This is a genomic window from Streptomyces sp. NPDC002889 (assembly GCF_042888425.1).
GTDB lineage: Bacteria > Actinomycetota > Actinomycetes > Streptomycetales > Streptomycetaceae > Streptomyces.
In genome coordinates this window covers 1-26,070 of record NZ_JBIAPT010000024.1, presented here as the reverse complement: position 1 = coordinate 26,070, position 26,070 = coordinate 1, and the positions used below count along the sequence as shown (strand labels likewise).

Annotated in this window: 9 protein-coding genes; 2 read left to right on the top strand and 7 right to left on the bottom strand. The window is 70.2% G+C overall.

Annotated features, from left to right (window positions below; translation table 11 throughout):
• Window positions 1–435 precede the first annotated feature (435 nt).
• The 5 genes from ACFYWI_RS29770 to ACFYWI_RS29750 all read right to left on the bottom strand — a co-directional run bounded on the left by ACFYWI_RS29770 (window position 436) and on the right by ACFYWI_RS29750 (window position 21,345).
• Complete coding sequence (locus ACFYWI_RS29770; RefSeq protein ID WP_389238422.1) at window positions 436–1,212, bottom strand: alpha/beta fold hydrolase; 777 nt, start codon at window positions 1,210–1,212, stop codon at window positions 436–438.
• A 68-nt stretch (window positions 1,213–1,280) separates the two neighbouring features.
• Window positions 1,281–2,381 carry an alpha/beta hydrolase gene (locus tag ACFYWI_RS29765; protein ID WP_389238420.1) on the bottom strand — a complete coding sequence of 367 codons (1,101 nt, stop codon included), beginning with the start codon at window positions 2,379–2,381 and terminating at the stop codon, window positions 1,281–1,283.
• Between the two features lie 32 nt (window positions 2,382–2,413).
• Window positions 2,414–4,885, bottom strand: a complete 2,472-nt coding sequence (locus ACFYWI_RS29760; protein ID WP_389238417.1) for a thioester reductase domain-containing protein — start codon at window positions 4,883–4,885, stop codon at window positions 2,414–2,416.
• Between the two features lie 68 nt (window positions 4,886–4,953).
• A complete protein-coding gene (locus tag ACFYWI_RS29755; protein WP_389238415.1) occupies window positions 4,954–19,425 on the bottom strand; it encodes an SDR family NAD(P)-dependent oxidoreductase in 14,472 nt (4,823 codons plus the stop codon).
• Window positions 19,426–19,620: 195 nt separating this feature from the next.
• Window positions 19,621–21,345, bottom strand: coding sequence for a fatty acyl-AMP ligase (locus ACFYWI_RS29750; protein ID WP_389238413.1), 1,725 nt, complete (start codon window positions 21,343–21,345; stop codon window positions 19,621–19,623).
• 459 nt (window positions 21,346–21,804) lie between these two features.
• Here ACFYWI_RS29750 and ACFYWI_RS29745 point away from each other — a divergent pair, with 459 nt between their 5' ends.
• Window positions 21,805–22,230: a VOC family protein gene (locus ACFYWI_RS29745; protein WP_389238411.1), complete on the top strand. Its 426-nt coding sequence runs from the start codon at window positions 21,805–21,807 to the stop codon at window positions 22,228–22,230.
• Between the two features lie 239 nt (window positions 22,231–22,469).
• Here ACFYWI_RS29745 and ACFYWI_RS29740 read toward each other — a convergent pair whose 3' ends face one another.
• Complete coding sequence (locus ACFYWI_RS29740) at window positions 22,470–22,814, bottom strand: hypothetical protein (RefSeq protein ID WP_389238409.1); 345 nt, start codon at window positions 22,812–22,814, stop codon at window positions 22,470–22,472.
• Window positions 22,815–22,921: 107 nt separating this feature from the next.
• On the bottom strand, window positions 22,922–23,482 hold the full coding sequence (locus ACFYWI_RS29735; protein ID WP_389238407.1) for a hypothetical protein: 561 nt from the start codon (window positions 23,480–23,482) through the stop codon (window positions 22,922–22,924).
• A gap of 1,236 nt (window positions 23,483–24,718) precedes the next feature.
• Here ACFYWI_RS29735 and ACFYWI_RS29730 point away from each other — a divergent pair.
• Window positions 24,719–25,969: a radical SAM protein gene (locus ACFYWI_RS29730; RefSeq protein WP_389238405.1), complete on the top strand. Its 1,251-nt coding sequence runs from the start codon at window positions 24,719–24,721 to the stop codon at window positions 25,967–25,969.
• Window positions 25,970–26,070: the final 101 nt, after the last annotated feature.

Here is a 26,070-nt window from a genome sequence, read left to right as displayed (position 1 = left end):
TCACGGCATGGCAGACATCACCCGCACGGTCCCACCAGGGATCCGCCCTGCCCCGCGGATACGACTTCCTGACGGACCGGAGGAAGCGCCGAACCGGCCGCGTGGCCCGCTGTGTCCGGCAAACTCACAGCGGGGACACCGCCTCGCGCCGCGCGAACGCCCGGTCCTGCCCTCAGCCCATGACCGCACCGACGGTGGCACCGTCCACCACATGCCTCGCGTGATCACCCCAGGACGGGGTGGGTGCGTGCCGGGGCATCCGCGTGGGGTTGCCGAAGACGTGCTTCTTTCCTCGCAAACGACAGGACCCTCGACAGACACAGTCGTTGCAGGTCAGGAGCACTTCCCTCGCTTTTGATCACGCATCGGACCGCGGCCCTCAGAAAGCGCGAGGCTGACGAAGACCCGCAGGGGATCCACTCGGCCGCCTGCCGCTCATGCTCGGTCGGTCACGAACCGGTCGAGCGCCGCAGTCAGTTCCGCCGGCTTCTCCAACGGCAGTTCGTGGCCCGCGTCCACGATCCGGACCACCGCGTCCGGGTAGGCCTTCGCCATCCGCAACATCTGCGCGACGGGCAGCTGGATGTCGTGATAGCCGTGCACCAACAGGGTGGGCGTGCGGATCTCGCCGACCCGGTCGAGGATGTCGAAGGACCGCATGGCGGCGTAGCACGTCATGACCACCTCCCGCGGCGTGGCCGAGGAGGCCCGGATGTACGCGCGGACTTCCTCGCGCGGGTAGCCAGGGGCAAAGGCCCGCTGGATGTTGGTGGCCACGAACAGCTTGAACGGCACCAACGTGGAGGCCGCCATCAACAGGCCCCGCCCCCGGCTGTAGGTCATCCGGCTGATCGAGTTCACCAGTACCAGGCGCTCGATCCGCTCGGGATGGCCGAGGGCGAGGGTCTGCGCGATCATCCCGCCCATGGAGTGGCCGATGGCTGTGAACCGGTCGACCTCCAGGTGGTCGAGGAGGGCGAGGACGTCGCCGGCCAGCTCATCGATCGTCCGCCCCGACCCGTCGCTCTCGCCGTGCCCGCGCAGGTCGAGCCGGATCACCCGCCGCTTCGGGGCGAAGTGCGCCATCTGGTGGTCCCAGCGGTGCCGGTTGGCGGTCCAGCCGTGAATGAACACCAGGGGCACGCCGTCACCGTCACGGGGGCCCTCGTCGTCGTACGTCAGTCCTGCGCCGTCGACAGCGAGCTGCGGCATGGGTCGTTGCCTCCTGGAGTGCGGTTCGGGTACGGCCGGGTACTGCTGCCGAGCAACCTCGGAAGCCGTCACCGCCGCTTGCCGAGGAAGTCGAGGATGTGCCCGAACACGTCGAGGGCGGCGCCCCGGCCGAGGAACGTGTCGAGGTGACCGTAGCCGGGAATCTCGGTGTACGCCACGTCCAGTTGCGGCTGCCGATGGGTGAGCACCTCGTGGCAGAGCTTCTGGGAATCCAGCCACAACCCGTTCTCGCTGCCCGCCAGCAGCAGGACGGGAGTGTCGATGCGGCCTGCCGCATCCAGCGCGTTCTGCGGAAGCACCCGGTAGCGGTGGTCGCCGTCGTGCCAGCGCACCACGCTCCGGGCCAGCTCGATCCGGCGCAGATGCGGCAGGATCCACAGCGGCGCGGGGCCGAGCAGGTCCGCGAGCCGGTTGTGGGTGGCCTCGGACAGGTGCTCGTGCACGAACAGCGAAGCGCCCGTGCCCCACGCCGAGTTGTGCAGGATCTGACAGGTCGGATCCGGGCAGCTCGCCTTCCGGGAGGCCAGCGCGAACAGCGGCGTGTACTTCGACCAGAAGCCCACCTTGCGGAAGTCGACCGGCACATGATCGATCCGGGACTTCAGCAGCTCGCCGGCCACCGACATCCGCAGCGAGGTACGGCCCGCGAGCTTCGGTGTCAGGAACACGCCCTGCGACACCACGCCCGCGAGCCCCGGCACCAGCCCCGCCGACATGCTCAGCGACAGAGTGAGCGAGCCGATGCAGTGCGCGACCACGAACAGCGGCCGGTTGCCGATGCGCTGCCGGATGTGGGAGACGGCCTCGGGGATGTCGTACAGGGCGACGTCGTCGTACGTGTACTTCTGGCCGGTCTCGTTGTACGGCAGCCGGCAGCTTCCCCTCCAGTCGAGCAGCCACGGCTCGTAGCCGCCGTCGAGCAGGACGTCGACCAGGTTGCGGGTCTCGGGCAGCAGGAACATGTCGGCGGACGCGGTGTGTCCGTGCAGGAGCAGCACGGCGGGCCGGTCCGCTTCGCCGCTGTCGATCCGGGTCAGGCCGAGCCGGACGCCGTCCCCCGCCCGGAAGGGGATCTCCTCGACCGCCGCCGGGTCAAGACGGTGGTGGAGCGGGCGCAGGGCCGTGGTGGTCCTCACCTTGCGGATCATCGGCCTGGTCCTGGAGTTGGTCGTTCTGAGGATCACCGGTTGCGCTCCGAGGGGGTCTGGGTGCGGCGCAGGTCGAGGAGATCCGCGGCGGCCCGGGCGAAGGGGCCGAGCAGGCCGCGGCCCATCTCCAGGCCGAACCAGGCGAGCCAGGTCAGTTTGGCGGCCCGTTTCTCCCGGCTGGTCAGACGCGGGTCGACCTTGATGCCGTCGATCTGGTCGCGTACGTAGCTGTCCGCGGGCACGACGACTTCGCCCGCCAGGGCGGCCGGTTCGCCCTCGCGGCCGAGCTCGACGGTCAACGCGCGGGTCTGCCGCCACACGTCGCGGCGGGCCCGGGCGTACTTGCGGCCCTCCAGCCACCAGCGCCCGCCGTCGGCATCGCGCAACCGCAGGCGGTAGCACAGCAGCTGGTGCCGCAGACCGTGCTGCTCAGGAATGCCCTCCTCGGGGCGGATCCACACGTCGCCGCGTTCCACGACCAGCGGCTCGGGGTGGACCGCCGCGCACACCAGCTCGCCGCTGACGTCCACCCGGCGTTCCTTCACCAACTGGTACATGCTGGCGATGGAGAGGGTGAGCGCCATCGAGCAGGGGGTGTCGGCGGGGGCGCCGACCGGGCCCACGCTGCCCTCGGTCGTCTCGGAGAACCATAGGTAGGGCTGGTCGTCCTTGTGCGGAAGCCGGGCGAGGCCGTCGTGGGCGAGCCGCTCGAAGGTCTTGAGCTGCGCCTGGGTGTCGTAGCGGGCCGCGGGCGGCAGTCCGAGCGCCTCGACGAGTGCGGCGGTGCGCTCGTCGGTGGCCGCCGGGCCCTTCAGCGTCGCTTCGCACAGTTTGAGGGCGGTGGGGCTCTGCAACACCCTGGTCAAGAAGGCCAGTTCGGGCACCGGGTCGGTCTCCAGGCGGGCCAGGGCGTCGGTGCGCCACTCGTCCCAGTCCTGTACGCGCACGTGCATGCCGCCGAGCGCCATGTCCCGTACGACGTCGTCGAGGGTGTTGGGCACGCCGGTCAGGTTGTAGTCGTAGCCCCAGGCGTCGGGTTCGCAGATGACGCCGACCGCGACCCGGCTCACCCAGTCCACCGGGGCCGCGTTCAGGCAGCGGAAGGCGGGTACGGTGCGGAAGCGGCCGAAGGCCGAGATGAGGCCGCTGCTGAGGTCCTGCGGGTTGTAGGCGCCGGTCTTGGTGTGGCCGCCGATGCCGCCGGGGCGCATCGCCGTGACCACCAGGCCGTGGTCACGGGCCCGCCGCAGCGCGACTTCGGCGGCCCACTTCGTCTGGTCGTAGCCCGCGACGAGGCGGTCGACGTGGGCGAGCGGGTCGTCCTCACCCATGGAGGTGATACCGACCTCGTTGAAGACGGCGATCGAGGAGATGTGGTGCAGCGGCTTGGGCCGGCCGGTCGTCGCCAGTTCGGCCAGGGTCAGCGTTCCGATGACGTTGCTCTGCCGCAGCGACTGGTACCCGCGCAGGAAGTCCACCGCCGCCGCCACGCCGACGACGCTGTCGAGCTCGTGGGCGAGCGTGTTCCACAGGTCGTCGGACAGACCGAGGTGAGGGCGCCGGATGTCGCCGGGGAGCACGGTCACCCGGCGGCGGATCTCCGACGACCAGGGCAGCTCGTAGCTCTGCAGCGCCTGGCCCAGCCGGGCGACGGCCGCCTCCTCGTCGGCCGCGCGAACGAGGCAGTGGACGTGGGCGTCGCTGTGCCGCAGCAGGTCGAGCAGCATGTGGCTGCCGAGGAAGCCGGTGGCGCCGGTCAGCAGGATCCGGCGGGGCGGCAGCGGCTCGGGCGAGCCGGTCCAGGGCAGGCGGTCGGCGAGGGAGAGGTCGGCCAGGATCTGGTCGAGGTCCTCGCGGCGGGCCACGGAATGGGGGGCGTCGCTGCTGTCGCGCAGGGAGGGGGTCACCACCGCCGGTGGGGTGCGGGGGGTCGGGGCGGGGAGGGTGCCCGGCACCGGGGCCGGGGGTGCGCCTGCGGCAGAGAGCGGGAGGGCGCTCGGGGGCGTCGAAGTGCCGGTCGCGGTGGCCGCCGGGGCCGGGGTCACCGGGACCGCCTGGGTCCCGGAAGTGGCCGTGGCCAACGGGACGGCCGTGGCCCCGGTGGCCTGGAGCCAGCGCTGGGCGAGGCTGCGCGGCCGGGCGTCGGCGAACACGTCATCGAGGCCGATCTCCATGCCCAGCTCGCGCTCCAGCGCCGCGACGAGTTCCACGGCGCGCACGGAGGTGCCCCCGGCGTCGAAGAAGTCGGTGTCGGGCGACAGATGCCCCTCGGGCAGATGGCGGCCCGCTGCTGCCGCGATGGCAGCGGCCAGTCCATCCACATCCTGGGTCGGGGTGGTGCCGGCACCGGAATCCGTACCGGTGCCGGTGGGCTGGGGCGCGGCGGTCGTCATGACCTTGGCCAGCAGATCGGTCACGCTGAGCCCGACCCCGCCCCGCTCGATCGACTCGGCGGTCGGCCGCTGTCCGGCAAACACCGGCGCGTCCTCGTTCACGTCATGCATGAGAGCCCTTCACGGTGTGCGCTGTCCCTTCCATCACTGCTGCCTGCCGCAGGCCGGAGCCGGCCCGGTCACTGCTGCTGCCAGGAGCGGAATGCCCGAAGGTGTTCCGGCTTGACCACGGCCTCCAGGCGCTCGTCGTCCTGGTCGCCACCGCCGAGCGCGGCGAGGAGTCGACGGACCGGTGCGTTGCGCGGGGTGCGCTCCGCCGTCAACCGGACCTTCCCGCAGCCCAGCTCCTCGGCGCGGCCGGCCAGCCACTGCAACAGGCGCTCCTCGGCACCTCGGCCGAGCGCTCGGCAGCTCATCATCCAGGCCAGTACCTCGAGTTGGTCGCCGTCCGGCCGGATGGCGAGCAGGCCGATCTGTCCGTAGTCGCCGAAACGGTCCCGGGCCGCGGCCGTCCACACCTCGCCGTGCTCCCGCCACCGCGCAAGATCGCCGCCGTCGGCCGACCGGGTACGGAGGGTGAACTGGTTCGTACGGCGGACGAGTTGCTCGGCGCGCTGGACGTCGGCCTCGGACAAGGCCCGGATGTCGACCTCCAGTTCCAACTGGTCGAGGAACTCCTCGAATCCGGTCTGTTCGCGGATGGCGTCGCGTTCCCGCTCCCGCTCGTAGAACCGCGCCCGCATGGAGTCCTCGGCCGTCGCCGCGGCCGGGACCAGCGGCCACAACCGGCCCAGGAACCCCTCCAGTTCAGTCGTGGGTGGACAGGTCACCGACAGCACCTGCGGCAACGCCGACCGCACGCCGGCGATCTCGACCGGATTGTCGTCCAGGAACAGGAAGCTGTCGAGACCGAGGTTGAGCGTGCCCGCCGCCTGCACCAGACGGCCCGACTTCGGGCCCCAGGTGGCGGAGAGCACGCTGAAGTGCTCCGCCTTCAGCAGGCTGTCCGGGCGATCCAGGACGGCCCGCACCGTGTCCTCGTCGTTGTTGCTGACCAGCGCCAGCAGCGCGCCCGCGGAACGCCACTGCAACAGCCTGCGCGCCAGCAGGGCACGCGGTCCGGTCAGGTCCACCGACTCCGGGCCGATCTCCCCGGCCACTCCGCCCCACAGGGTTTCGTCACCGTCCACCGCGATCACCTTGGGTGCGGGGCGCCGCACCGCCCGTACGACCTCGGCCAGTCGCAGGGCCACCGCCGCCTGGAAGTGCGGGGTGAAGGGGAGGTGGGCCAGCTGGTCGGTCCGCTCGTCGAAGCGTTCCTCGACGGCGTGATGCCGGGCCCAGTCGCCGGGGCGGAGCACCGCGACGCCCGGCAGCTCGGCCAGGTCGGCGGCGATCTCGCGCTCCCACCGCTCGAAGCGGTCGTCGTCGCGCGAGGACGGCAGGAAGCCGACGATCAGCGGCGTGCGGGTCCGCTCCGACAGGGCCCGCAGCGCGGCCGGGTACTCGGTGCGCAGCTGGGCGAGCAGCGCGTCGTCCACGGGGCCGAACCGTTCCAGGTCCGCCGCCCGCAGCAGCACCACACCCGCCGCAGCGGAGGGGTCGGCGAAGACACCGGAGGGGTCCCGCAGGCTCGCGAGCACCTGGTGGTACGGGGCTTCCGCGACCGTCACGCCGCCGTCCGGCGCCCCCTCGTCGACCGCCGCCTGGCACATCAGCGGCAGGTTGCCGAGGGCGAAGGTGGCGGCGAGGGCGAGCGAGCGGCGCGGGGCGGCACTGGGCTCGTCGGAGGCCGGGACTTCGGTCGTGGACGAGGCTTCGGTCGTAGACGGGGCCTCGGTCGTGGACAGCACTTCGGTCGTGGACGGGGCGGCATCGATGGTCGTGCGCGTGGTACGAACCGGCGCCGTCGGATCCTCGACCACCTCCGCGAGCAGCCGCAGGAACTCCTCCCCCAGCTCGGTGGAGGTCGCCGCGTCCAGGATGTCGAGGTTGTGGTCGAGCCGGACCCGTCCCGCGTCCGGGGTCATGGTGATCATCAGGTCGAGGTCGGAGTAACCCGTCCCGGCCGGCAGCACCTCCAGGTTGGCGAGGCGGCCCGCCGAGGAGCGCACGTAGTTGAAGTACACCTCGACGAGCGGGGCGTTCGCCCGGTACAGCCCCTGCTGGGCCAGCGTCGACAGGACGTCCGAGAACATGGCGCCCTTCGCGAGGACCCGGTCGAGGCGGCCGTCGGTGCGGTGCAGCACCTCAACGATCCGCTCGCCCGCCCCGGCCTCGGCCGGGAACGGCACCGGCACCCCGAAGAAGCCCAGCGCGTCGTACGCGTCGACGTGGATGCGCGTGTCCACGGGCACGGCGAGCACGAAGCGCTCGCGCTCCCGCGTCCGAGCCAGCAGCACGGTCAGGGTGCCGAGACAGAAGGCGGCGGGCGTGATGGCGAGCCTGCTCGCGGCTGCCGACACCCGCTCCATGAGCCCGTCGGGAATCTCCACGGTCACACTGCCGGCCCTGTACGACCGCGTCGCTGGGCGCGGCCGGGCGAGCGTCAGGTCGAGACGGGCGCTGCCGCGGAAGGCCTCGCGCCACTCGGCCGCGCCCGCGCCGGGGGCGTGGTCCGTCTGCTGGGCCTCGATCAGCAGGTCGACGTCGCGGTTGGTGACGGCGTCGCCGAGCCGGGTGCCGGACAGCTCGGCGTCGATCTCCCCCACCAGCAGCAGCAGTGACTGCAGATCACTCACCGCGTGGTGCGCTCCGAACACCAGGATCTGGCCCCGCGCACTGCCGTCCAGCAGCTCGAACCGCCACAGCGGTGCGCTCGCCAGGTCGAACGGCGGCTCCAGCAGCTCCCGCAGCCGGTCGGCGGGCTCGAGTGCGGCATCCGCGGCCACGGCCGTCCAGCGCAGCACCGGCTGCGCCGGCTCCCGGTCCACGCGCAGCTGCCGCCCGCCTTCGGTGCTGGTGACGATCGCCGTGCGCAGGGCGGCGTGCCGTCCTGCGAGGCGGGTGAGGATGTCGGTGAGCGTCTCGCGGGTGGTGGGCTTGTTGAGCTGTACGGCCAGTCCGACGGCGTGTGCCGCGTCCGGCATGCCCGGCTGGGCGCTGCGCAGCAGCCGTACGACGTCGCGGGTCGCGGGCCGCACTTCGGTCTCGGGCACCTCGGAGGTGACGTCGGCCGGCTGCGCCTCACCCTGCGCCACGGTGTCCCGCTCGGGCAGAGCCGCGTCCAGTGCCTTTGCGAGGCCGCGGATGTCGGACGCCGAGAACACATCGGCAGCCGGGAGTTCGACTCCCAGCTCGCGGGCGAAGGCATTGCGCAGCCGTACCAGCATGAGGGAGTCCAGACCCAGCTCCTTCAGGGCCGTGGTCGCGGACGCGTCCACGGCACCTCCGGAGACCTCGCCGACCCTGGCCCGTACGTACGTTTCGAGCCATGCGGCGCGGTCGTGGTCGGTCGTGGCCGCGAACACCTTCTTGACGAGGTCGTCCGTGGCCGTCGTGCCCGTCGGGACGGTGGCCAGGTCGCCCAGGATCGGGCGGGTCCGCGCCGCATCCGGGTCGAGCGCCAGCATCTCCCAGTCCAGGGCCATGGGCGCGAGCTGGCGGCGAGCCGTGGCCAGCACCCGCTCGAACAGCTCGCCGCCCTCCTGCGGGGAGAAGGCGAGCAGACCCGACCGGCCGGTCTCGGCGGCCCGGGTACTGGACTCGGCGACCATGCCGACACCGGTCCAGGCGCCCCAGTCGAGGCTCAGCGCCTGCCGGTCGGCACGGGAGAGGTGGTGCGCCCAGGCGTCGAGGAAGGCGTTCGCCGCCGCGTACGGACTCTGCCCTGCCGAGCCGAGGAGACCGGCCGCCGAGGCGAACAGGACCAGGTTCCCGGCTTCCGGGATCAGTTCGGTGAGCAGGGTGGTGCCCAGCACCTTGGGGGCGAGGACGCGCAGGACACGTTCGTCCGTCAGGTTCGCCACCGTGGCGTCGTCGAGCACACCGGCCGCGTGGACGGCCCCGGCGATCGGGCCGGCTTCACGTCGTACGACGTCCAGAGCGGCCGTCAGGCCGTCGCGGTCGGCGACGTCGGCGCGGGCGAGGTGCACGGTGACGCCCCGCTCCTCGAGAGCCTTGATCCAGCTCGCCGCGTCCGTGTCGGGCTCGCCTCGGCTCATCAAGGCCAGTCGGCGGGCGCCGCGGCCGACCAGTCGCTCGGCGACGACGCGGCCGAGGCCGCCCAGACCACCGGTGATCAGGTACACACCGTCGGGGAGGATCTCGCCGTGACCGCCGTCGTCCGGGCGGGTGCGGGCCAGGCGGGGCACCAGACGGCCCGACTCCCTCAGCGCGACAAGCCGTTCGTCGTCCGCGTGCCGCAGCTGCGTCCACAGGGCGTCGACGCCATCGGTGGAGGGCAGGTCGATCAACGTGGTCGACAGCTCCGGGTGCTCCTGCGCAACCGTGAGGGAGAAGCCCCAGGCGAGCGCCTGCTGAGGGTGCGTCACCTGCGTGCTGCCACCGGCGGCCTGGGTGCCGCGTACGACCACGAACAGGCGGGGAGCCCGGCCGCCCTGCGGGCGGTCGGCGATCGTCCGCACCAGGTGCAGGGTGCTCAGACAGCACAGCCGCGCCGCAGCCTCGGCCGTACGGGCATCCCCGATCTCCGGAGCATCGAGAGCGGACAGCTGGACCACCCGCTCCGGCAACCCGTCCGCGAAGGCCTCGTCGAGCAGACGGGCCAGATGCCGCGGATCGGCCGGATCGAGGACGTACCGACCGGGACCCTCGACGCCGAACGCGTCACCCCTGCGGGCGATCACATGCGGCACAGAGGAGCCCAGCCGCTCGGCGAGTTCGGCGGCCACACCCGTCTCGTCCGCCAGGATCAGCCAACTGCCCGGGGAGGGCGGCTCCTGCGCGACCGGGCGCGGCTGCCAGCGGGTCTCGAAGAGCGCGCCGTCCAGCGGGGAGAGGGCGGCCAGCTCGAACTCCTGGGCTTCCAGGATGAGTTGCTCATCCTTGTCCCAGAGCCGCAGGTCCAGGATCGCGGTGTCGCCGGCCACGGAACGCAGCTCGCAGGTCACCCACACCGGCGTGGTGCGCAGCCCGGTGAACCGCAGCCGTCCGAACCCGGCGGGCACGAACGCCCGGCCTTCGGGCGCGTCACCCGGCAGGGCGGCGGTGTGGAAGGCGGCGTCGATGACCGCGGGGTGCAGCAGATGACCGGCGGCGGGCCTGTCGGCCAGCCGGCCGAGCGCCGCGGAATCCGTGCGGTGGCCCGCCTCCAGGCCCCGGAAGGCGGGACCGTAGTCGATGCCCAGGGCGTTGAGTCCGGCGTAGACAGCCGGCAGGTCCACCTCCTCCGCGCACCGCTCGCGCAGCGCGGCGGGCGGCTCGCCCGCACCGGCGCCGGGTTCGGCCGGAGTGAGGACGACGCGTCCGCTGACGTGCTGCTCCCAGCGCGCAAGCCGCTCACCGGCGGCCGCCGAGGCGATGGTGAAGTCCCGGAAGCCGTACTCGGCGGGCCGCAGGACCAGTTGCAGCCGTACGGGCTTCTCGGCGTCCAGGCGCAGTGGCTGGACGAACCTGACGTCGGCCAGCCGCACATCGCCGCCGTCCTGCACCGCGGCTGCGGCCCCCAGGGCCATGTCGAGGAAGGCGGCGCCGGGCAGCCAGACCTCCCCGGTGACCCGGTGGTCGGTCAGATAGGCGAATCGGCTGTCGTTCAGGGCGATGTCGCTCTGGAAGATGTGCCGGTCGGGTTCGTCACTGGCTTCGAGGTGTGTACCGAGGAGCGGCGAACTGTTTGTTGCGGCGGCGGGTGCGGGTGTGAGCCAGTGGCGTTCGCGGGCGAAGGCGTACGTGGGCAGCTCGACCCGGCGGCCCTCCGGGAACAGCACCGGCCAGTCGGGCGTGTGCCCGGCCGCGTACAACTCCCCCAGTCTGCGAAGGAGAACGTCGCGCCCGTCCTGGTGCCGGCGCAGCGAGCCGACGGTGACCGCGTCGATCCCGGCCTCGGCCGCCACCGCCTCGATCGACGCGGTGAGCGACGGGTGCGGGCTCAGCTCCACGAAGTAGCGGTAGCCGTCGTCCAGCATCCGGCGGATCGTTTCGGCGAAACGGACGGGTTGCCGGAGGTTGGCGTACCAGTACTCGGCATCGAGCCGGTCACCGGGCACGGGTTCCGCCAGCACCGCCGAGTACAGCGAGGTCGGCGTCCGGGTGCTCCGGATGGCGGAGAACCGGCCCAGCAGTTCCTCGCGGAGCGGGTCCATCAAGGGAGTGTGCGAGGCGAACGGCGTCGACAGCGGCCGGGCGGGGATCTCCTTCTTGTCGAGGTGTCGGCGCAGCTCGGCGAGCGCGTCGGCGTCGCCGGACACGGCCGTGGAGTGCGCGCTGTTGACCGCCGCGACGAACAGCCGGTCCGCGTAAGGGGCGAGCAGCTTCTCGACCTCCGTGCGCGGCAGCTCCACGGCCAGCATTCCGCCTTGTCCGACCAGCGGCACGACCGCCCGGGCACGCCCGGTCACCACGGACACGGCGTCGTCCAGGGTGAGGGCGCCCGCGCTGTACGCGGCGGCGATCTCGCCCAGGCTGTGCCCGACCACGGCGTCCGGGGCGATACCGAGCGCACGCCAGGCGGCGGCCAACGCCGCGTTGACGGCGAACAGCACCGGCTGCAGGAACTCGGTCCTGCCCAGAGGGGCGATTTCCTCCGGCGCCCGCAGCACGTTGAGCACCGACCAGCCGACGTGACGGCGAACCGCCTCGTCGATGCGGGCCAGCTCCTCGCGGAACGCCTCCGAGTGTGTCATCAACTCCACGCCCATGCCCGGCCATTGGCCGCCGTGCCCGGCGAAGACGAAGGCCACCTTGCCTGCCTGCTCCTCGCGGGGAGGCGCCAGGGGCGCCCGTCCGGACGCCAACGCAGCCAGTTGGGACAGCAGTTCGTCCCGGTCACCCGCCACGATCGCCGCACGCCGTTCGAAGTGGCTGCGGTGCTGCGCCAGAGTGTGGGCGACGTCCGCCAGTGCCGTGTCCTCGGTCACGTACCGGGCCAGTCGCGCAGCCTGCCCGCGCACGGCGGCCTCACTGCGCCCGGACACCACGAACAGCCGCTTCCCCTGCGTGATGTCACCCTTCGGCTCCACCTCGACCGGCGGGGCCTCCTCCACGATCACATGCGCGTTGGTTCCGCTGATCCCGAAGGCGCTCACGCCGGCGCGCCTGATCCGCTCCCCGTTGGACGGCCAGGACACCGCCTCGTGCAGCAGCCGCAGTCCGCTGTCGTCCCAGTCGACATGCCGACTGGGCGTGCCGGCGTGCAGGGTGCGCGGCAGGGTCCGATGGCGCAGCGACTGCACCACCTTGATCAGTCCGGCCACGCCCGAAGCCGCCTGCGCATGACCGATGTTGGACTTGAGCGAGCCCAGGTGCAGCGGGCGGTCCTGCGGACGCGAGTCGCCGAAGACCTCCGACAGGGCGTTCGCCTCGATCGGGTCGCCCAGCGTCGTCCCCGTCCCGTGCGCCTCCACATAGTCGATGTCGCCCGGCTCGAGTCCGGACAGCTCCAGCGCCCGCCGGATCACCTGCTCCTGAGCCGGACCGTTCGGGGCGGACAACCCCTGGCTGCGGCCGTCCTGATTGACGGCCGTACCGCGCAGCACGGCCAGCACCTCGTCACCGTCACGCCGCGCATCACTCAGCCGCTTCAGTACGACCAGGCCCACGCCCTCGGCCCAGATGGCGCCGTCGGCGTCGTCGGAGAAGGAGCGGCAGCGGCCGGTCGGGGACAGGCCCCGCAGGCGGCTGAACTCCACGAAGGTCCCCGGCGTCACCATCAGCGTCACGCCACCGGCGAGCGCCAGGTCGCACTCGCCCGACCGCAGCGCCTGCGCCGCCAAGTGCGTCGCGACCAGGGACGACGAGCACGCCGTGTCCACCGTCAACGCCGGGCCGTGCAGCCCCAGCGCGTACGCGAGCCGGCCCGACGCCACACTCAGCGCCGATCCCGTACCGACGTACCCGTCCAGCTGGTCGAGACGCGAGCCTGCCAGGTAGTCGCTGCCGAACATGCCGACGTACACACCGGTGGTGCTCCCCGCCAGCCCGGCGGGCACGATCCCGGCGCGCTCCAGCGCCTCCCACGCCGTCTCCAGCAGCAACCGCTGCTGCGGATCCATGGCTGCCGCCTCCTTCGGAGTGATCCCGAAGAAGTCCGCGTCGAAGGACTCGATGTCGTCCAGGAAGCCGCCTTCCCGGGCATACGACTTGCCCATGGCCTCCGGGTCGGGGTCGTACAACGACTCCACATCCCAGCGTCCCCCCGGGAACGCACCCACCGCGTCACGGCCTTCGGCGACCAGGCGCCACAGGCCGTCCGGATCGCTCACTCCGCCCGGCAGGCGGCAGGCCATGGCCACCACGGCCACCGGCTCGTCGGACGCCGACATCGCCGTGCGGGTTCGCTGCGGGCCGAGCGCGGTCCCACGGGTCGTACGGTCGCCCGTCGCGAGTGCGGTGCTCAGCAGGTACTCGGCGAGCCGGGCGGGAGTGGGGTGGTCGAACAGCATGGTGGCGGGGAGCTTGGCGCCGATACGGGTGCCGATGCGGTTGCGCAGTTGGACCGCCGTCATCGAGTCCATGCCGAGTTCGCGCAGCGGCTGGTCGGGGCGGACGGACTCCGCCGAGCGCAGGCCGAGGGCGCGGCAGGCCTCGTCGCGGACGAGGGCCAGTACGCGTTCGGCGCGTTCGGTCTCCGGCAGGCGGGCCAGGCGGTCCGTCAGGCCGTCGTCGCCGTCCCGGCCGGTGCGGGGCGCGGGCAGCAGCGAGCGCCACAGCGCCGCCGTCTCGCTGCCTGCGGACGCCGCGTTGTCGCGCAGGCGGGGCAGGTCCAGCGCCCAGGCGACCAGGTGCGGGGCACCCCGCCGCAGGGAGAGTTCGACGAGTTCGCGGCCCTGGTCGGGGGTCAGGGCGCGGTGGCCGAGGCGAGCCATCCGCTCCAGGTCGGCGTGTTCGGCGGCCAAGCCCTCGCCCGCCCAGGCGCCGAAGGAGACCGAGACGCCGGGCAGGCCCAGGGCCTGCCGGTGGTGGGCCAGTTGGTCGAGGAAGACGTTGGCCGCCGCGTAGTTGCTCTGGCCCGCGTTGCCGACGACGCCGGCGGCCGAGGAGACCAGCAGGAAGAGGTCGAGTGGCGTGTCGGCGGTGAGCCGGTGCAGGTGGGCGGCGCCGTCGACCTTGGGGCGCAGCACCTGCGCGAGGCGTTCGGGCGTCAGCTCGGTGACCAGCCCGTCGGCCAGGATGCCGGCGCAGTGCACGACGCCACGCAGCGGCAACGCGTCGCCGATACGGCCGAGTACGTCGGCCACGGCCGCCGCGTCCGCGATGTCGCACGCCGCCACCTCGATCTCGGCGCCGAGCGCGGTCAGTTCCGCGGTCACCTCGGCGGTGCGCGGGTCGTCGGTACCCCGACGCGACGTCAGCAGCAGTCGCGGGACGCCGTGTTCTGCCAGGAGCCGGGCAATGTGCCGGCCGACCGCACCCAGACCGCCGGTGATCAGTACCGTGCCATCGGTGGGCACCGGAGTGGGGCGGCCGACCAGGTCCAGGACAACGGGGTTGCCGGACGCGATCCGCTGCCGTATCCCCTCGCGCACGGCGGTGACGGGCAGGACACGGGGGCGAGCGGGACGGACCTGTCCGGCGGAGGCCGCCGCGACGGCCGCGCGCAGGGCCGCACCGAGCTGTTCGCGGCCGGGCGCGGCGGGGCCGGAGGCGGCTGCGACAGCGTGTGCGAGGGGCAGGGAGGCTGCGGTGGTGAACGGCAGGTCGTCGGGGAGAACCGCGACCAGCCGCGCGTCGGCGACCGCTTCGGAACCGGGCGCGGTATCGGCGAGGGCGACGACCCGCAGACCGGGGGCGAGTCCGTCGACGTCGGCTCCGACCTCGGTGAGCACACCGGCGCACTCGGCGCGCAGCGCGTCGTCACCGGGGACCAGGGCCTCCGTTGGATGCAGACCGGCCGCGTGCACCTGGATCCTCACCTGGCCGGCGGCCAGGGCCCGGGGCGCCACCGCGCGCAGCGCCGGGTCGGCCGGAAGGCCGGTCAGCTCGTAGCGGTCCTCGGCCGGGATCCGCAACTCGTCTCCGGCACGGGCGCGCACCAGCCGCGGGACGAGCAACCTGCCTGCTCGAAGAGCGAGTTCGGGCTCGTCGGCGTAGGTCACGGCGGCCGGCAGAGCACCGGCGGGATCGGAGCCCTCGAGGTCGAGCAGTGTCAGCCCGAGATCCGGATGTTCGGTGCGGGCGCTGCGGGCCAGGCCCCACAGCACCGACTGGGCCAAGGCGGGCACCGTGTCCCCGTCGCCGGCCGCGACGGCGCCGCGCGTCACCCAGACGGTCCGGGAGGGCGCCTCGTCCTGCGGGAGGGCAATCAGCGCCCGCAGTTCGGCCAACGCCGTGGCAGCCAACTCCTGTGCTGCAGCGGCCGGTTCCTTGTCAGCCGCCGCACGCGGCCAGAACCGTACGAGGACGTCGGCGCCGGTCTCACCCACCTGGATCCCCGCCGCCTCAAGGTCTCGCAGGGCCGCAGCAACCTCGGGGTCCGACCGGTCACCGAGGACGGCCCACTCGGTGACCGGCGACCCGACCGGCTCTTCGGGCGCGGCCGTCCACGCGACCTCGTACAGGCACCGGCCGTTCTCCGAGCCGCCGTTCAGATCCGACGAGTCCGCGGCCCGCAGCCGTACACCCTCCAGGCGACCCGCCGGAAGACCGTCGGCGTCCCACAGCGTCACGTCCAGCGTGAGGTCCGTACCGGAGCCACCCGTCCGCCGTACGAGCGCCGTGAGGTCGCTCGCGCCGCCGGGCGGCAGGACGCAGCGGCCCACCGCGACCGGCAGCAGCACCCGGCCGTCGGACGCGTCGTCGAACACAGCCGCCACGTGCAACGCGGCGTCCAGCAGCGCCGGATGGACGGGGTACGGGTCGGCCACATCACGGGCCACGGAAGGCAGCGACAGCCGGGCCAGCAGCTCGCCGTCGGAGGCCGCGACCGCCGACCGTACGCCCTGGAAGGCCGGGCCGTAACCGAGGCCGAGCCCGGTCAGCCGCTCGTACGTCTGCGGACTCCAGGCCGGCTCGGCCTCCTCCGGCCACACCGGCGGCTGCCCCGCCGTCACTGGGGCGGCCTCGGCTGCCGACGCGGCGGCGTGCAGCGTCCAGCCCGTGGCCTCCTGGCCGCGCGGACGGCTGTGCACGGAGATCTCCGGTACGGAACCGGCGGTGACCACCTCGACGGACACCTCGACCGTGCCGGACCCGGGCAGCGTGAGGGGCGCAAGGAGGAGCAGATCGGCGACATCACCCGGATCGTCCGGGCGGGCCACGGCGAGGGCGGCGCGGCACAGCTCGATGAGGGTCGTGCCCGACACCACGGTCCGCCCGAACACGGCGTGGTCGGGAAGCCAGTCGGCGGTGGCCGGGGACCACTCGTTGCGGAACGTCCAGCGTGTTTCGTCCGCCGACTGCAACTGGATGCCGAGCAGCGGGTGCGCGGCGCGGTCGAACAGAGCGGGGGCGCCGGCGGCGGACTCGGGCTCGATCCAGTAGCGCTGCGGATCCCAGGCATACGTAGGAAGGTCGACGGTTTCGGCGTCTGTGACCAGGCGGCGCCAGTCGACCGGCCGTCCGTGGACGTGGAGTTCGGCGGCAGCCTGGTCCAGGCAGGCGGGCCCGTCCTCGTCGCGGCGCAGCGATCCGACGGCGACCAGGTCGGGGGCTGTGTCTTCGGCGGCCCCGGCACCCTCTGCGACGGTGCGCAGGGCGGTGAGCAGGGACGGATGAGGGCTGAGTTCGACGAAGTACCGGTAGCCGTCGGCCGCCATGCGCTCCACGGTGGGCGCGAAGCGGACGGGTTCGCGCAGGTTGGTGTACCAGTAGTCGGCTTCCAGTTCCTCGATGACCGGCTCGCCCAGGACCGTGGAGTACCAGGCCACGGACGTCGGGCAGGTGGTGACGCCGTCGAGTTCGTCGAGGATCGTCGCGCGCAACGGCTCGACCTGGGCGCTGTGGGAGGCGTAGTCGACATCGAGTCGGCGGACGAACACCTGCTGCCGGTCGAGGTCGGCGAGCAGGGCTTCCAAGGGCTCCACGTCACCGGCGATCACTGTCGAGCGGCCGCTGTTCACAGCGGCGACGCACACCCGGTCGCCGAGGTCGGCGAGGCGGGCCTCGACCTCGGTGTGCGGCAGGGCGACGACGGCCATGGTGCCGGTGCCGGACAGATCGGTCAGGGCCTGGCTGCGCAGCGCGACCACCGCCGCCGCGTCGTTGAGGCTGAGCGCCCCGGCGACGCAGGCCGCGGCGACCTCTCCCTGGCTGTGCCCGATCACGGCGTCCGGCCGAACGCCACGGGCACGCCATACGGCGGCCAGGGACACCATCACGGCGAAGAGGACCGGCTGGACGACGTCCACGCGGTCCAGGGAGGGGGCGCCCGCGTCGCCGCGCAGGACGGCCGCCACGGACCACGTGGTGAACGGGCGCAGGGCGGCGTCGCAGCGGTCGAGTTCGTCCGCGAACACCGGGGAGTGGTCCAGCAGATCGCGGGCCATGCCGGTCCACTGGGAGCCCTGGCCGGGGAAAACGTAGGCCACCTTGCCCGCAGCGAGGGTCTGTTGGGGGCCGACGACCAGGCCGGCGTCCGGCTGTCCCTCGGCAAGCCCGCGCAAGGCGGTCAGCAGTTCGTCGCGGCTGCTCGCCTGGACCACGGCTCGGTGCTCGAAGTGCGTCCGGTGATGGGCAAGCGTTCCGGCCACGACATGCAGAGGCAACTGCGGCTCCGCCGAAAGCGTTTCGAGCAGGCGGGCGGCCTGTCCGCGGAGGGCGGGGAGTGTGCGGGCGGAGAGTGGGAAGAGGGCCTTCCCGGACAGTTCCGCGGTGGGCTCTTCGGCGGGCGGCTGCTGGGCCGGGTTCGGCTCGGCAGCCGACTGCTCAGAGGTCGGCTGCCGGGCGGGCGTCGGAGCGCCGGCCGGGCGCGTCAGGTGCTCCGGCGCCTCCTCCAGCACCACATGCGCGTTCGTGCCGCTGATCCCGAACGCGCTCACCCCGGCACGACGCACCCGTCCGCCGCTCCGCGGCCACGCCTGGGCGCTGCCCTGCACACGCAGGCCGCCGCCCGTCCAGTCGACGTGCTCGGTCGGAGTCTCGGCGTGCAGCGACGCCGGGAGCAGTTCGTGGCCGAGGGCCAGCACCGTCTTGATGACGCCGCCGATGCCCGCCGCAGCCTGTGTGTGACCGACGTTGGACTTCAGGGAGCCGACGCCGAGCGGCCGGCCGGCCGGGCGGCCCGGCCCGAAGACGGCGGCCAGCGCCCGCCCCTCGATGGGGTCGCCGAGCCGCGTGCCCGTGCCGTGCGCCTCCACGTAGTCCAGGTCGTCCGGCCGGAACCCGGCGGCGTCCAGGGCAGCGCGCAGCACCCGCTCCTGAGCCGGACCGTTCGGGGCACTCAGGCCCTGGCTACGACCGTCCTGGTTGATCGCCGACCCCTTGACGACCGCGAGGACCCGGTCGCCGTCCCGGCGGGCGTCCGCGAGGCGCTTGAGCAGCACCAGACCGCAGCCCTCGGCCCACACCACGCCGTCCGCGTCGTTCGAGAACGGGCTGCACTGCCCGGACGGCGACAGGCCGCGCAGCCTGCTGAACTCGACGTGCCCGCGCGGGGTCACGAGCAGCGTCGCGCCGCCCGCGAGCGCGAGGTCGCACTCGCCGCTCGCCAGCGCCCGCGCCGCCAGGTGCAGAGCCACGAGGGAGGAGGAGCAGGCGGTGTCGACGGTCACCGCCGGGCCCTGGAGACCGAGGGTGTAGGCGATACGCCCGGAGGCCACACTGGACGCCGAGCCCGTGCCGACGTGCCCGTCGAGCTGCCCCAGTCCGGCCGAGGCCAGGTATCCGCTGTCGTACAGACCGATGTAGACGCCCGTGGAACTGCCGTTCAGGGTCCGGGGGACGATCCCGGCGCGCTCGGTCGCCTCCCAGGCCGTCTGCAGCAGCAGCCGCTGCTGCGGGTCCATGGCCGCGGCCTCGCGCGGCGAGATCCCGAAGAAGGACGCGTCGAAACGGTCGATACCGGAGAGGAAGCCGCCGCGCAGGGTGTATGTCTTGCCGGTGGCCTCCGGGTCGGGGTCGTGGAGCCCCTGAGTGTCCCAACGGCCCGCGGGTACCTCGGCGATGGCGTCCTCGCCCGCGACCAGCAGCCGCCACAGCGCCTCAGGGTCGTCGGCGCCGCCGGGGAAGCGGCAGGCCATGGAGATGATCGCGATGTCGTCCTCCGCCCGTACGGGCGCTACCGTCGGCGGCGGGCCCGCCGCCACCGCGCCGGCGGGCCTTGCGTCGAAGACCACCTCCGCGATTGCCGTGATCGTCGGGTGGTTGAAGACGAGGGACGGCTCCAGGGGCCGACCGATCTGCTCGGAGAGCTCGGCGGCCAGCCGCACCAACTGAAGTGACCCCAGACCGAATTCGGCGATCGGCCGCTCCGGGTCGACGGCCAGTGGGTCGAGCCCGGCCGCCTCGGCGACGGCCGAGGCCAGCCAGGCCCGCACGCCCTCCAAGGTCGTGACGGACGTCTCGAGGGACGGCTTCGGGGACTCGTTCGCAGGCATCTAGACAGGTGTCCTCGTGAACTCGGGCTCAGGCGGTTCCGTACGGCCGATACGGCTGACACGCCCGGTATACGGCTGATGCGGCCGGCGTACGGCGGATTCGGGCGACGCACGACCGACGGCGCCAGGCATGCGACCAGTGACGACCGATGTGCCGCCGCCGGCGCGGACGGGCGCGTCGGCGGCGGGCGGACGTCAACCCATGACGGGCGGTCCGACTACGGAGAGGGTGCCCTCGAGGTACGCCGTCCGGGAGGCGTGGCGCTGGATTTTCCCGCTGGACGTCTTGGGGATGGTGCCGGGGTGGACCAGCACGACGTCGCGCACCGACAAGCCGTGGGTCTCGCCGATCACGCCACGGACAACGTCGATGATCTTCTCGAACTCGCCCGCCGCGTCCGGATCCGTCTCGGCCACGATGACGGGCCGCTCGCCCTCCGCTGCGTCGTCCACGGAGAACGCGGCCGTACAGCCGGGCCGCAGCGCCCAGTGGGACATCTCGGCGGACAGCTCCAGGTCCTGCGGGTAGTGGTTGCGCCCGTCGATGACCATCAGGTCCTTGAGGCGGCCGGTGACGAACAGTTCACCCTCCCACCGGAATCCGAGGTCGCCGGTCCGCAGGAAACGGCCCTCACGGTCCTTCAGAGTGGCCCGGAAGGTCTCGCGGGTGGCCAGGGCATTGCGCCAGTAGCCCTTGGCGACGCTCGCGCCGCCGACCCAGATCTCGCCGACCTCGCCGTCGGGCAGCTCCTCCTGCCGCTCGGGGTCGGCGATCACCACGGTCGTCCCGGGGCCGGGCCGGCCGGAGCCGACCGCCGCCGCGTCCGCCGCGCCGACGTGCGGTCCGGTCTCGGCGACCTCGATCAGGGTGGGCGGGGCCTGAACCGAGCTGCCGGTGACCATCAGCGTGGCCTCGGCCAAGCCGTAGCACGGGTAAAGAGCCTCGCGGCGGAAACCGGCCGCGCCGAAGGTCTCGGTGAACCGACGCAGAGTTGCCGCCCGCACCGGTTCGGCGCCGTTGAAGGCGACCTTCCACCGGCTCAGGTCGAGTCCGTCGAGAAGGTCGGACGTGGCGTGCTTCAAGGCCAACTCGTACGCGAAGTTGGGGCCGCCGCTGGTGTGCGGGCGGTAGTGGCTGAGGGCGGTCAGCCAGCGCCCGGGCTGCTGGAGGAAGTGCAGCGGGGAGAAGAGCGTGGCGGTCACGCCGAGGTAGGCCGTGTTCAGGACCGGGCCGATGAGGCCCATGTCGTGGTAAACGGGCAGCCAGCTGACGAACAGTTCGTGGTCGTACTCCGCGATGGTGCCCGGGGTGTGGCCCATCCGCTCCGTGATGACCCGCTGGTTGTCCAGAAGGTTCGCGTGGGTCACCACCACACCGCGAGGGGCGGAGGTGGAGCCGGATGTGTACTGGAGGAAGGCGACCGAGTCGGCGGCGAGGTCGGGTTCGCGCCAGGAGTCGGCCGCGTCGTCGGGAATGTCCTCGGTGGCGACGCAGGTGATCTCGGCCAGTTCGGGCAGGTGTTCCGCCATGGTGCCCAGGGCGGCGATCACCTCACGGCTGCCGAGGATCACCTTGGCGTCCGCGTCGGCGATCAGGCGCATCATCCGGGTCAGGGCGCGGTGGTTCTGCGACCGCCCCTGCGGGGGCACGCCCGGCACGGCGACGACCTCGGCCGAGAGACAGCCCAGGTAGCCGCAGATGAACTCGAGGCCGGGCGGGTACAGCAGCATGGCGCGGGAACCTGCCAGGCCGCGTTCCTGCAGCCAGGCCGCGATGGCTCGGGACCGGACGGCCAGACGCCCGTACGAGATGTCCTGGATCTCTCCGCCGCAGTCCCCCGTGACGAGATAGCGGTAGGCGGTCCTATCGGGCTGTTGCGAGGCGTGCGTGGTCAGCAAGTCGACGAGGGAACGAGTCATATGACGAGTTTCACCTGTCCGGATAAATGGGCGAGGAAACCGGAGTTCGAGGGTCGCGTCGTACGTACGCGCAGAAGCCGTGGCCGACCTGGCCCCCTTGCCAGGCCGTGCGTCTCGGCCGCCCGCCAGAGGAGCTGCGGCGATGCGTCCGCCGACTCCTCGTCCCCCCGTCCGGTTTGCTACCGACGAGTAGCACCATAGCAAGTCCCATCGGTCCGGCAGGCCGTGCCAATGAAAACCTTGGATGTACAACGGAGTTGGGCGATCCGACGCAGCGGGAAGGAGCACGCGCCCGCAAGGTTGCGAGCTCGCCTCCATCGGGGCCGTGCCGCTGAGGCCCGCAACATGGGCTGCCCGGTGGCCTGACCGCCGGGCCTGACCTTGAGGCGAATCGGGGACCCTCCCGTCGGTCCGGGTGTCGCACGTGCCGGACAAAGCGATCAGCCGCACAGTGGAGGCATGAACGCACACGACAGGAACATCCTGGCCGACGCACGCCCGGCCACCAGGCTCCCCGCCCAGGACCTGGAACGGGCACGGCGGTTCTACCGTGAACAGCTCGGTCTCGAGCCGGTCGATGAACGGCCCGGGGGGCTGCTGTACCGCTGCGCGGGCGTGGACTTCGCCCTGTTCCGGTCCGCAGGAGCATCGCCCGGCACCTTCACGCAGATGGGTTGGGAGGTCGACGACATCGAGGCGGTCGTGTCGGAACTCAAGGGGCGTGGTGTGGTGTTCGAGGAGGTTGACCTGCCCGGACTGCGTACCAGGGACGGGATCGCCGAGATCGACGGCAACTACCCGAGCAAGGGCGCACGGGGTGAGCGCGCCGCCTGGTTCCGTGACAGTGAGGGGAACATGCTCGGCGTCGGAGAACCTGTCATGTGAACACCTCGCGCGCGCCACCCGTCGCAGGCGGGCACGATCACCACGCCGGGCATGGGGACGATGCTCGAAGGGGCAGCACGGACCTGGCCCTACGAGGGTGCACTGCCATGTGACCCATGACGAGCTCCACGAGGTGAGCCGCGGAAGCCAGGCCCGGGGCGGCGCTGGATTCGGTGTCGCCCGTCAGGACGGGACTTACAGACGGCCTTTGCAGCCTGCGAGCTGTAGGTGCGGAGGCGTCAGTTATCGGCCACTTGGAGGAGTTGGGCGATCGGCTGATCAGTCGACGCTTCCATCGTCTTCATGCCGTAAGGCTCTTGTTCCGAATCATTGAGACTTTCCTCGCCGTTCGGATCACGGGAAATGTGGACTTCCATGACTGGATCTGTATACCCCTTTTCGAAGTTTCTGCCCTTTCGCCATTTTGGCAGTACCCACCACATAGATGCATAGTCGCGTGCTGAAGTCATGTCCATAATCTTGCTGCTGCGGTAGATCCTTGAATCGTAGCGAAAGTACTCATCGCCCGGATCCGAGAGCCAGCCTGGGGCACCCTTAAGGTGCTCCCGCGCTTCGGAATTCACGTTCCAAGAATATTCGACAGAATCGCGGTAGCTATTTGCGAGTTTGCATCTGTCGGCTCTGATGTAGGAAACTATCGCGTAGAGCTCGACCCTGCCCGGGGTGGCGGTCAACGGTACCTGAACAACCGGTCTGCGGGAAAAGTCGTCCCCCGGGTCGAGTCGGTCGCCAGCATGCGGGAAGGTTCGGTGAAGGTCTCGTTGCCGTAGATCCAGTAGCCTCCCGGCAGTTCACCCTTCCACTTGTGCATTCCGCTTCCCTGCTCCGTGAATTTGCTTGGCCATACTTTGACCTTCCACAGGGTGCCGACGACATAGATGCTCACAGATCCTGAATTGCGAAATGTGATGTGAGTCGGCACGTTGAGAATGGTGCGCTCAGAGTTTACTGTTGGTTTTCCGAAGGAGACGTTGAAAGGAACCTTGACGGGTGCGGCGTACGGGGTGTACATCGCGGAGTACGCCAGGCTCGCCGCCCCGATGATCGCAGAGAGGGCAACGCCGAGTGCGAAGCTCTTGGGGTGCGGGATCCCCCGCCAGACCTTCCGTCGGCTCAGTTCCCAGAGGACCCAGGCAGACCACGCCACAAGGCCGATCCAGCGCCAAAGGCGCAGTCCGTGGTCGCCGCCCACCCATTGAAGAACCAGAAACACCAGGCTTGTGGCGGTCATGGTGATGGCGCCAAGCAGAGCCCCCTCTCCCGAATACCGGACCGTCCTCTTCCCCAGTAATCGACGACGGCTATTGCCGCGATCACTTCTGTCAGCGCAGCACCTAGGAATGCGACCCCCATGATCCGCCCGCCGAACGTCAGTGCTCGGAAAGCATGCGCCAATCCCACCCAGAAAAGCACCGAAGCCTACATAATGATTCCGAGCGCCATCAAGACGGCCGTGGCGCGCCTTCTCCATGGGCGATCCGGCCATGTCCTGCCCCCTGTCCAACGGACCTGGCCTGGATTGTCGAGGTCGATGTCCGCCAATCCGGCCTGCCGCAAAATCCTGCGCAACTCCTTGAGCGACCATGCTTTACCGATGGTTTCGCCTTCGAGGCTGACTGCTCGCAGACCACGGCTGTCCGGGGCGCGGACTACGACCTGAGACCGACTCCTCATGTCGCCAGGATCGCCGAGCTGCCGGTGGTTGGCAGCCTGCGTGCGCAATCGAGTGACGCGGGCAGCCTCGCTGCGCCCCTATTGGTCGTGCGATCGAAGGAGAGCCAGTCCACCATTACCGTGCACATTCTCGGATCCGTAAACGCATGAGACCGCGTCCCAGCCCACTGGTGACCTGTTGCTGGAACTGCTGGTCCGGGCAACACCCACCGCTGCCGCCGGCTGTCCACCTCACCTGCTTCAAGGATCGCGGCCGCGTGGCCCAACGACTCTCGCAGTTTCACCGACGACGACTGAATAATGATTCCCCCACATAGTCACGGATGGTCAACCGCTGGCCAACACATATTGCTCACTTGAACGCCAGAGTCACACGAGAATGCGACTGTCACTGCCTTCAATATACTGATCAAGCTGCGGCCCTAGAGAAGATCTCAGAAGTCTAAATTCCGCTTACTGATCCACGGATGTGAGTATTGACCGAGGTGTGGACCCGGCACTACCCTCTTGGCCACTTGACGGTTTCGAGAGGAGGGTCAGATGCCGGACGTACCGCAGCGACGTTCCACAGGAACTTTTCGCGACTTGCAGGCAGAGGTCGCGCGCTCACGAATCCTCGAAGCGGCGATGAATCACATCCAAGCGACTACGTCAGAAGGTGACCTCGCATCCATTTCCTGGGACATGGACTTCACGCTGCATATTCATGCAGACGAAGTGGATGAGGTAGTCAGTAGGCGCGGCTAGGCAGAGGGGGCAGATTCCTGGGAATCGAAAGGGGGGCCGGGTCGACATGTTTAATCTTGCAATTCTCAAGGTAACGTCGTTCTGCAATCTTGATTGCACATACTGTTACATGTTCAATCAGATGGACAAGACCTTCGAGAAGGTCATTAACAACATGTCACTCGACACGGCCCTCGCATCCCTGGACCGCATAGAGCGCCACTGTCAAGAGCACGAGAAGAAAGTTTTCCACATAACGCTGCACGGCGGAGAACCGAGTCTTTGGCCTTATGAAAATTTCGTCGGCTTCTTCAAGAAAGTGGACCACATCAGAAGCAAGGGCTACAAGATCTCCGTCAGCATGCAGACCAATGGTCTCAAAATGTCGCCTAAGCTTCTTCGTCTTCTTTCGGCGTCGCGAACAACGCTCGGGGTGAGCCTGGACGGCCCGCAGAGTCTCAACGACGCCGCGCGAACGACGAAGAACGGTCGAGGGTCGTACCAGCGTGTGATGCGAACCGTCGAAACCATTCTTGATTCTGAGCATTCCCACCTGCTGCACGGATTTCTAAGCGTTGCTCAACCTAAATTACCGCCGATCGAATACTTTGAGTGGGCAAACGGCCTACCGCTCCGCCGTCTTGACGTCTTGTGGCCACTTGAATTTCATTACGGAAACTACCCGTGGAAAATGGAAGGCCTTACTGCCTATTCAGAGAGACCTCGGTATGGGGCATGGTTTTCTGAGCTATTCGATCTCTGGTGGAACTATGACGATCCAGATTTGCACATCCGGTACTTTTATGAGTGCCTCTACTCCCTGATGGGGTCGGGGCGACACATAGAAAGTATTGTGAATGATCGAATCCCAATTGTCGTGGTGAATACTGATGGAGGTATTGAATACCACGACTACCTCAGGTCCTACTCCGACGGCGGAACCAGGACTAAATTTAATGTGCACAGGAACGATCTAACGGGCCTTGCCGATGACCCAGGTTTCGACTTCCTCCTGAATCTCCACAAACATATGCCGAAAGAATGCAAGGGCTGCGCACACGAAATCCTGTGCGGAGGAGGGCTTCTCGCAGGCAGGGCCGATCGTGACGATCGTATCCCGCGGAAGAAGTCGGTGCTGTGCCTGGATGAGTACTTATTCTTCAATCATCTCAAAGAGCGCTTGAGTGAAGTCTTGCCAGGGTCGGGTTCGCCTTTAAAAATAGTCCAACGTGGATTGACGGAAGGCGAAACATGTAAAACGGGATTCTCTCCCCAGGTGTATTTCGAAAAATTGGCCTCAGGGCAGGCCTCCGATTGAGAGATGTGTTACTGAGGTTGAACTCGTGATGTCGGTGGGTTGCTCAGGTGGGCCTGATGGTCAGGCCGGTCTCGGCGAGGCAGCCGTCTATGAGCTCGCTG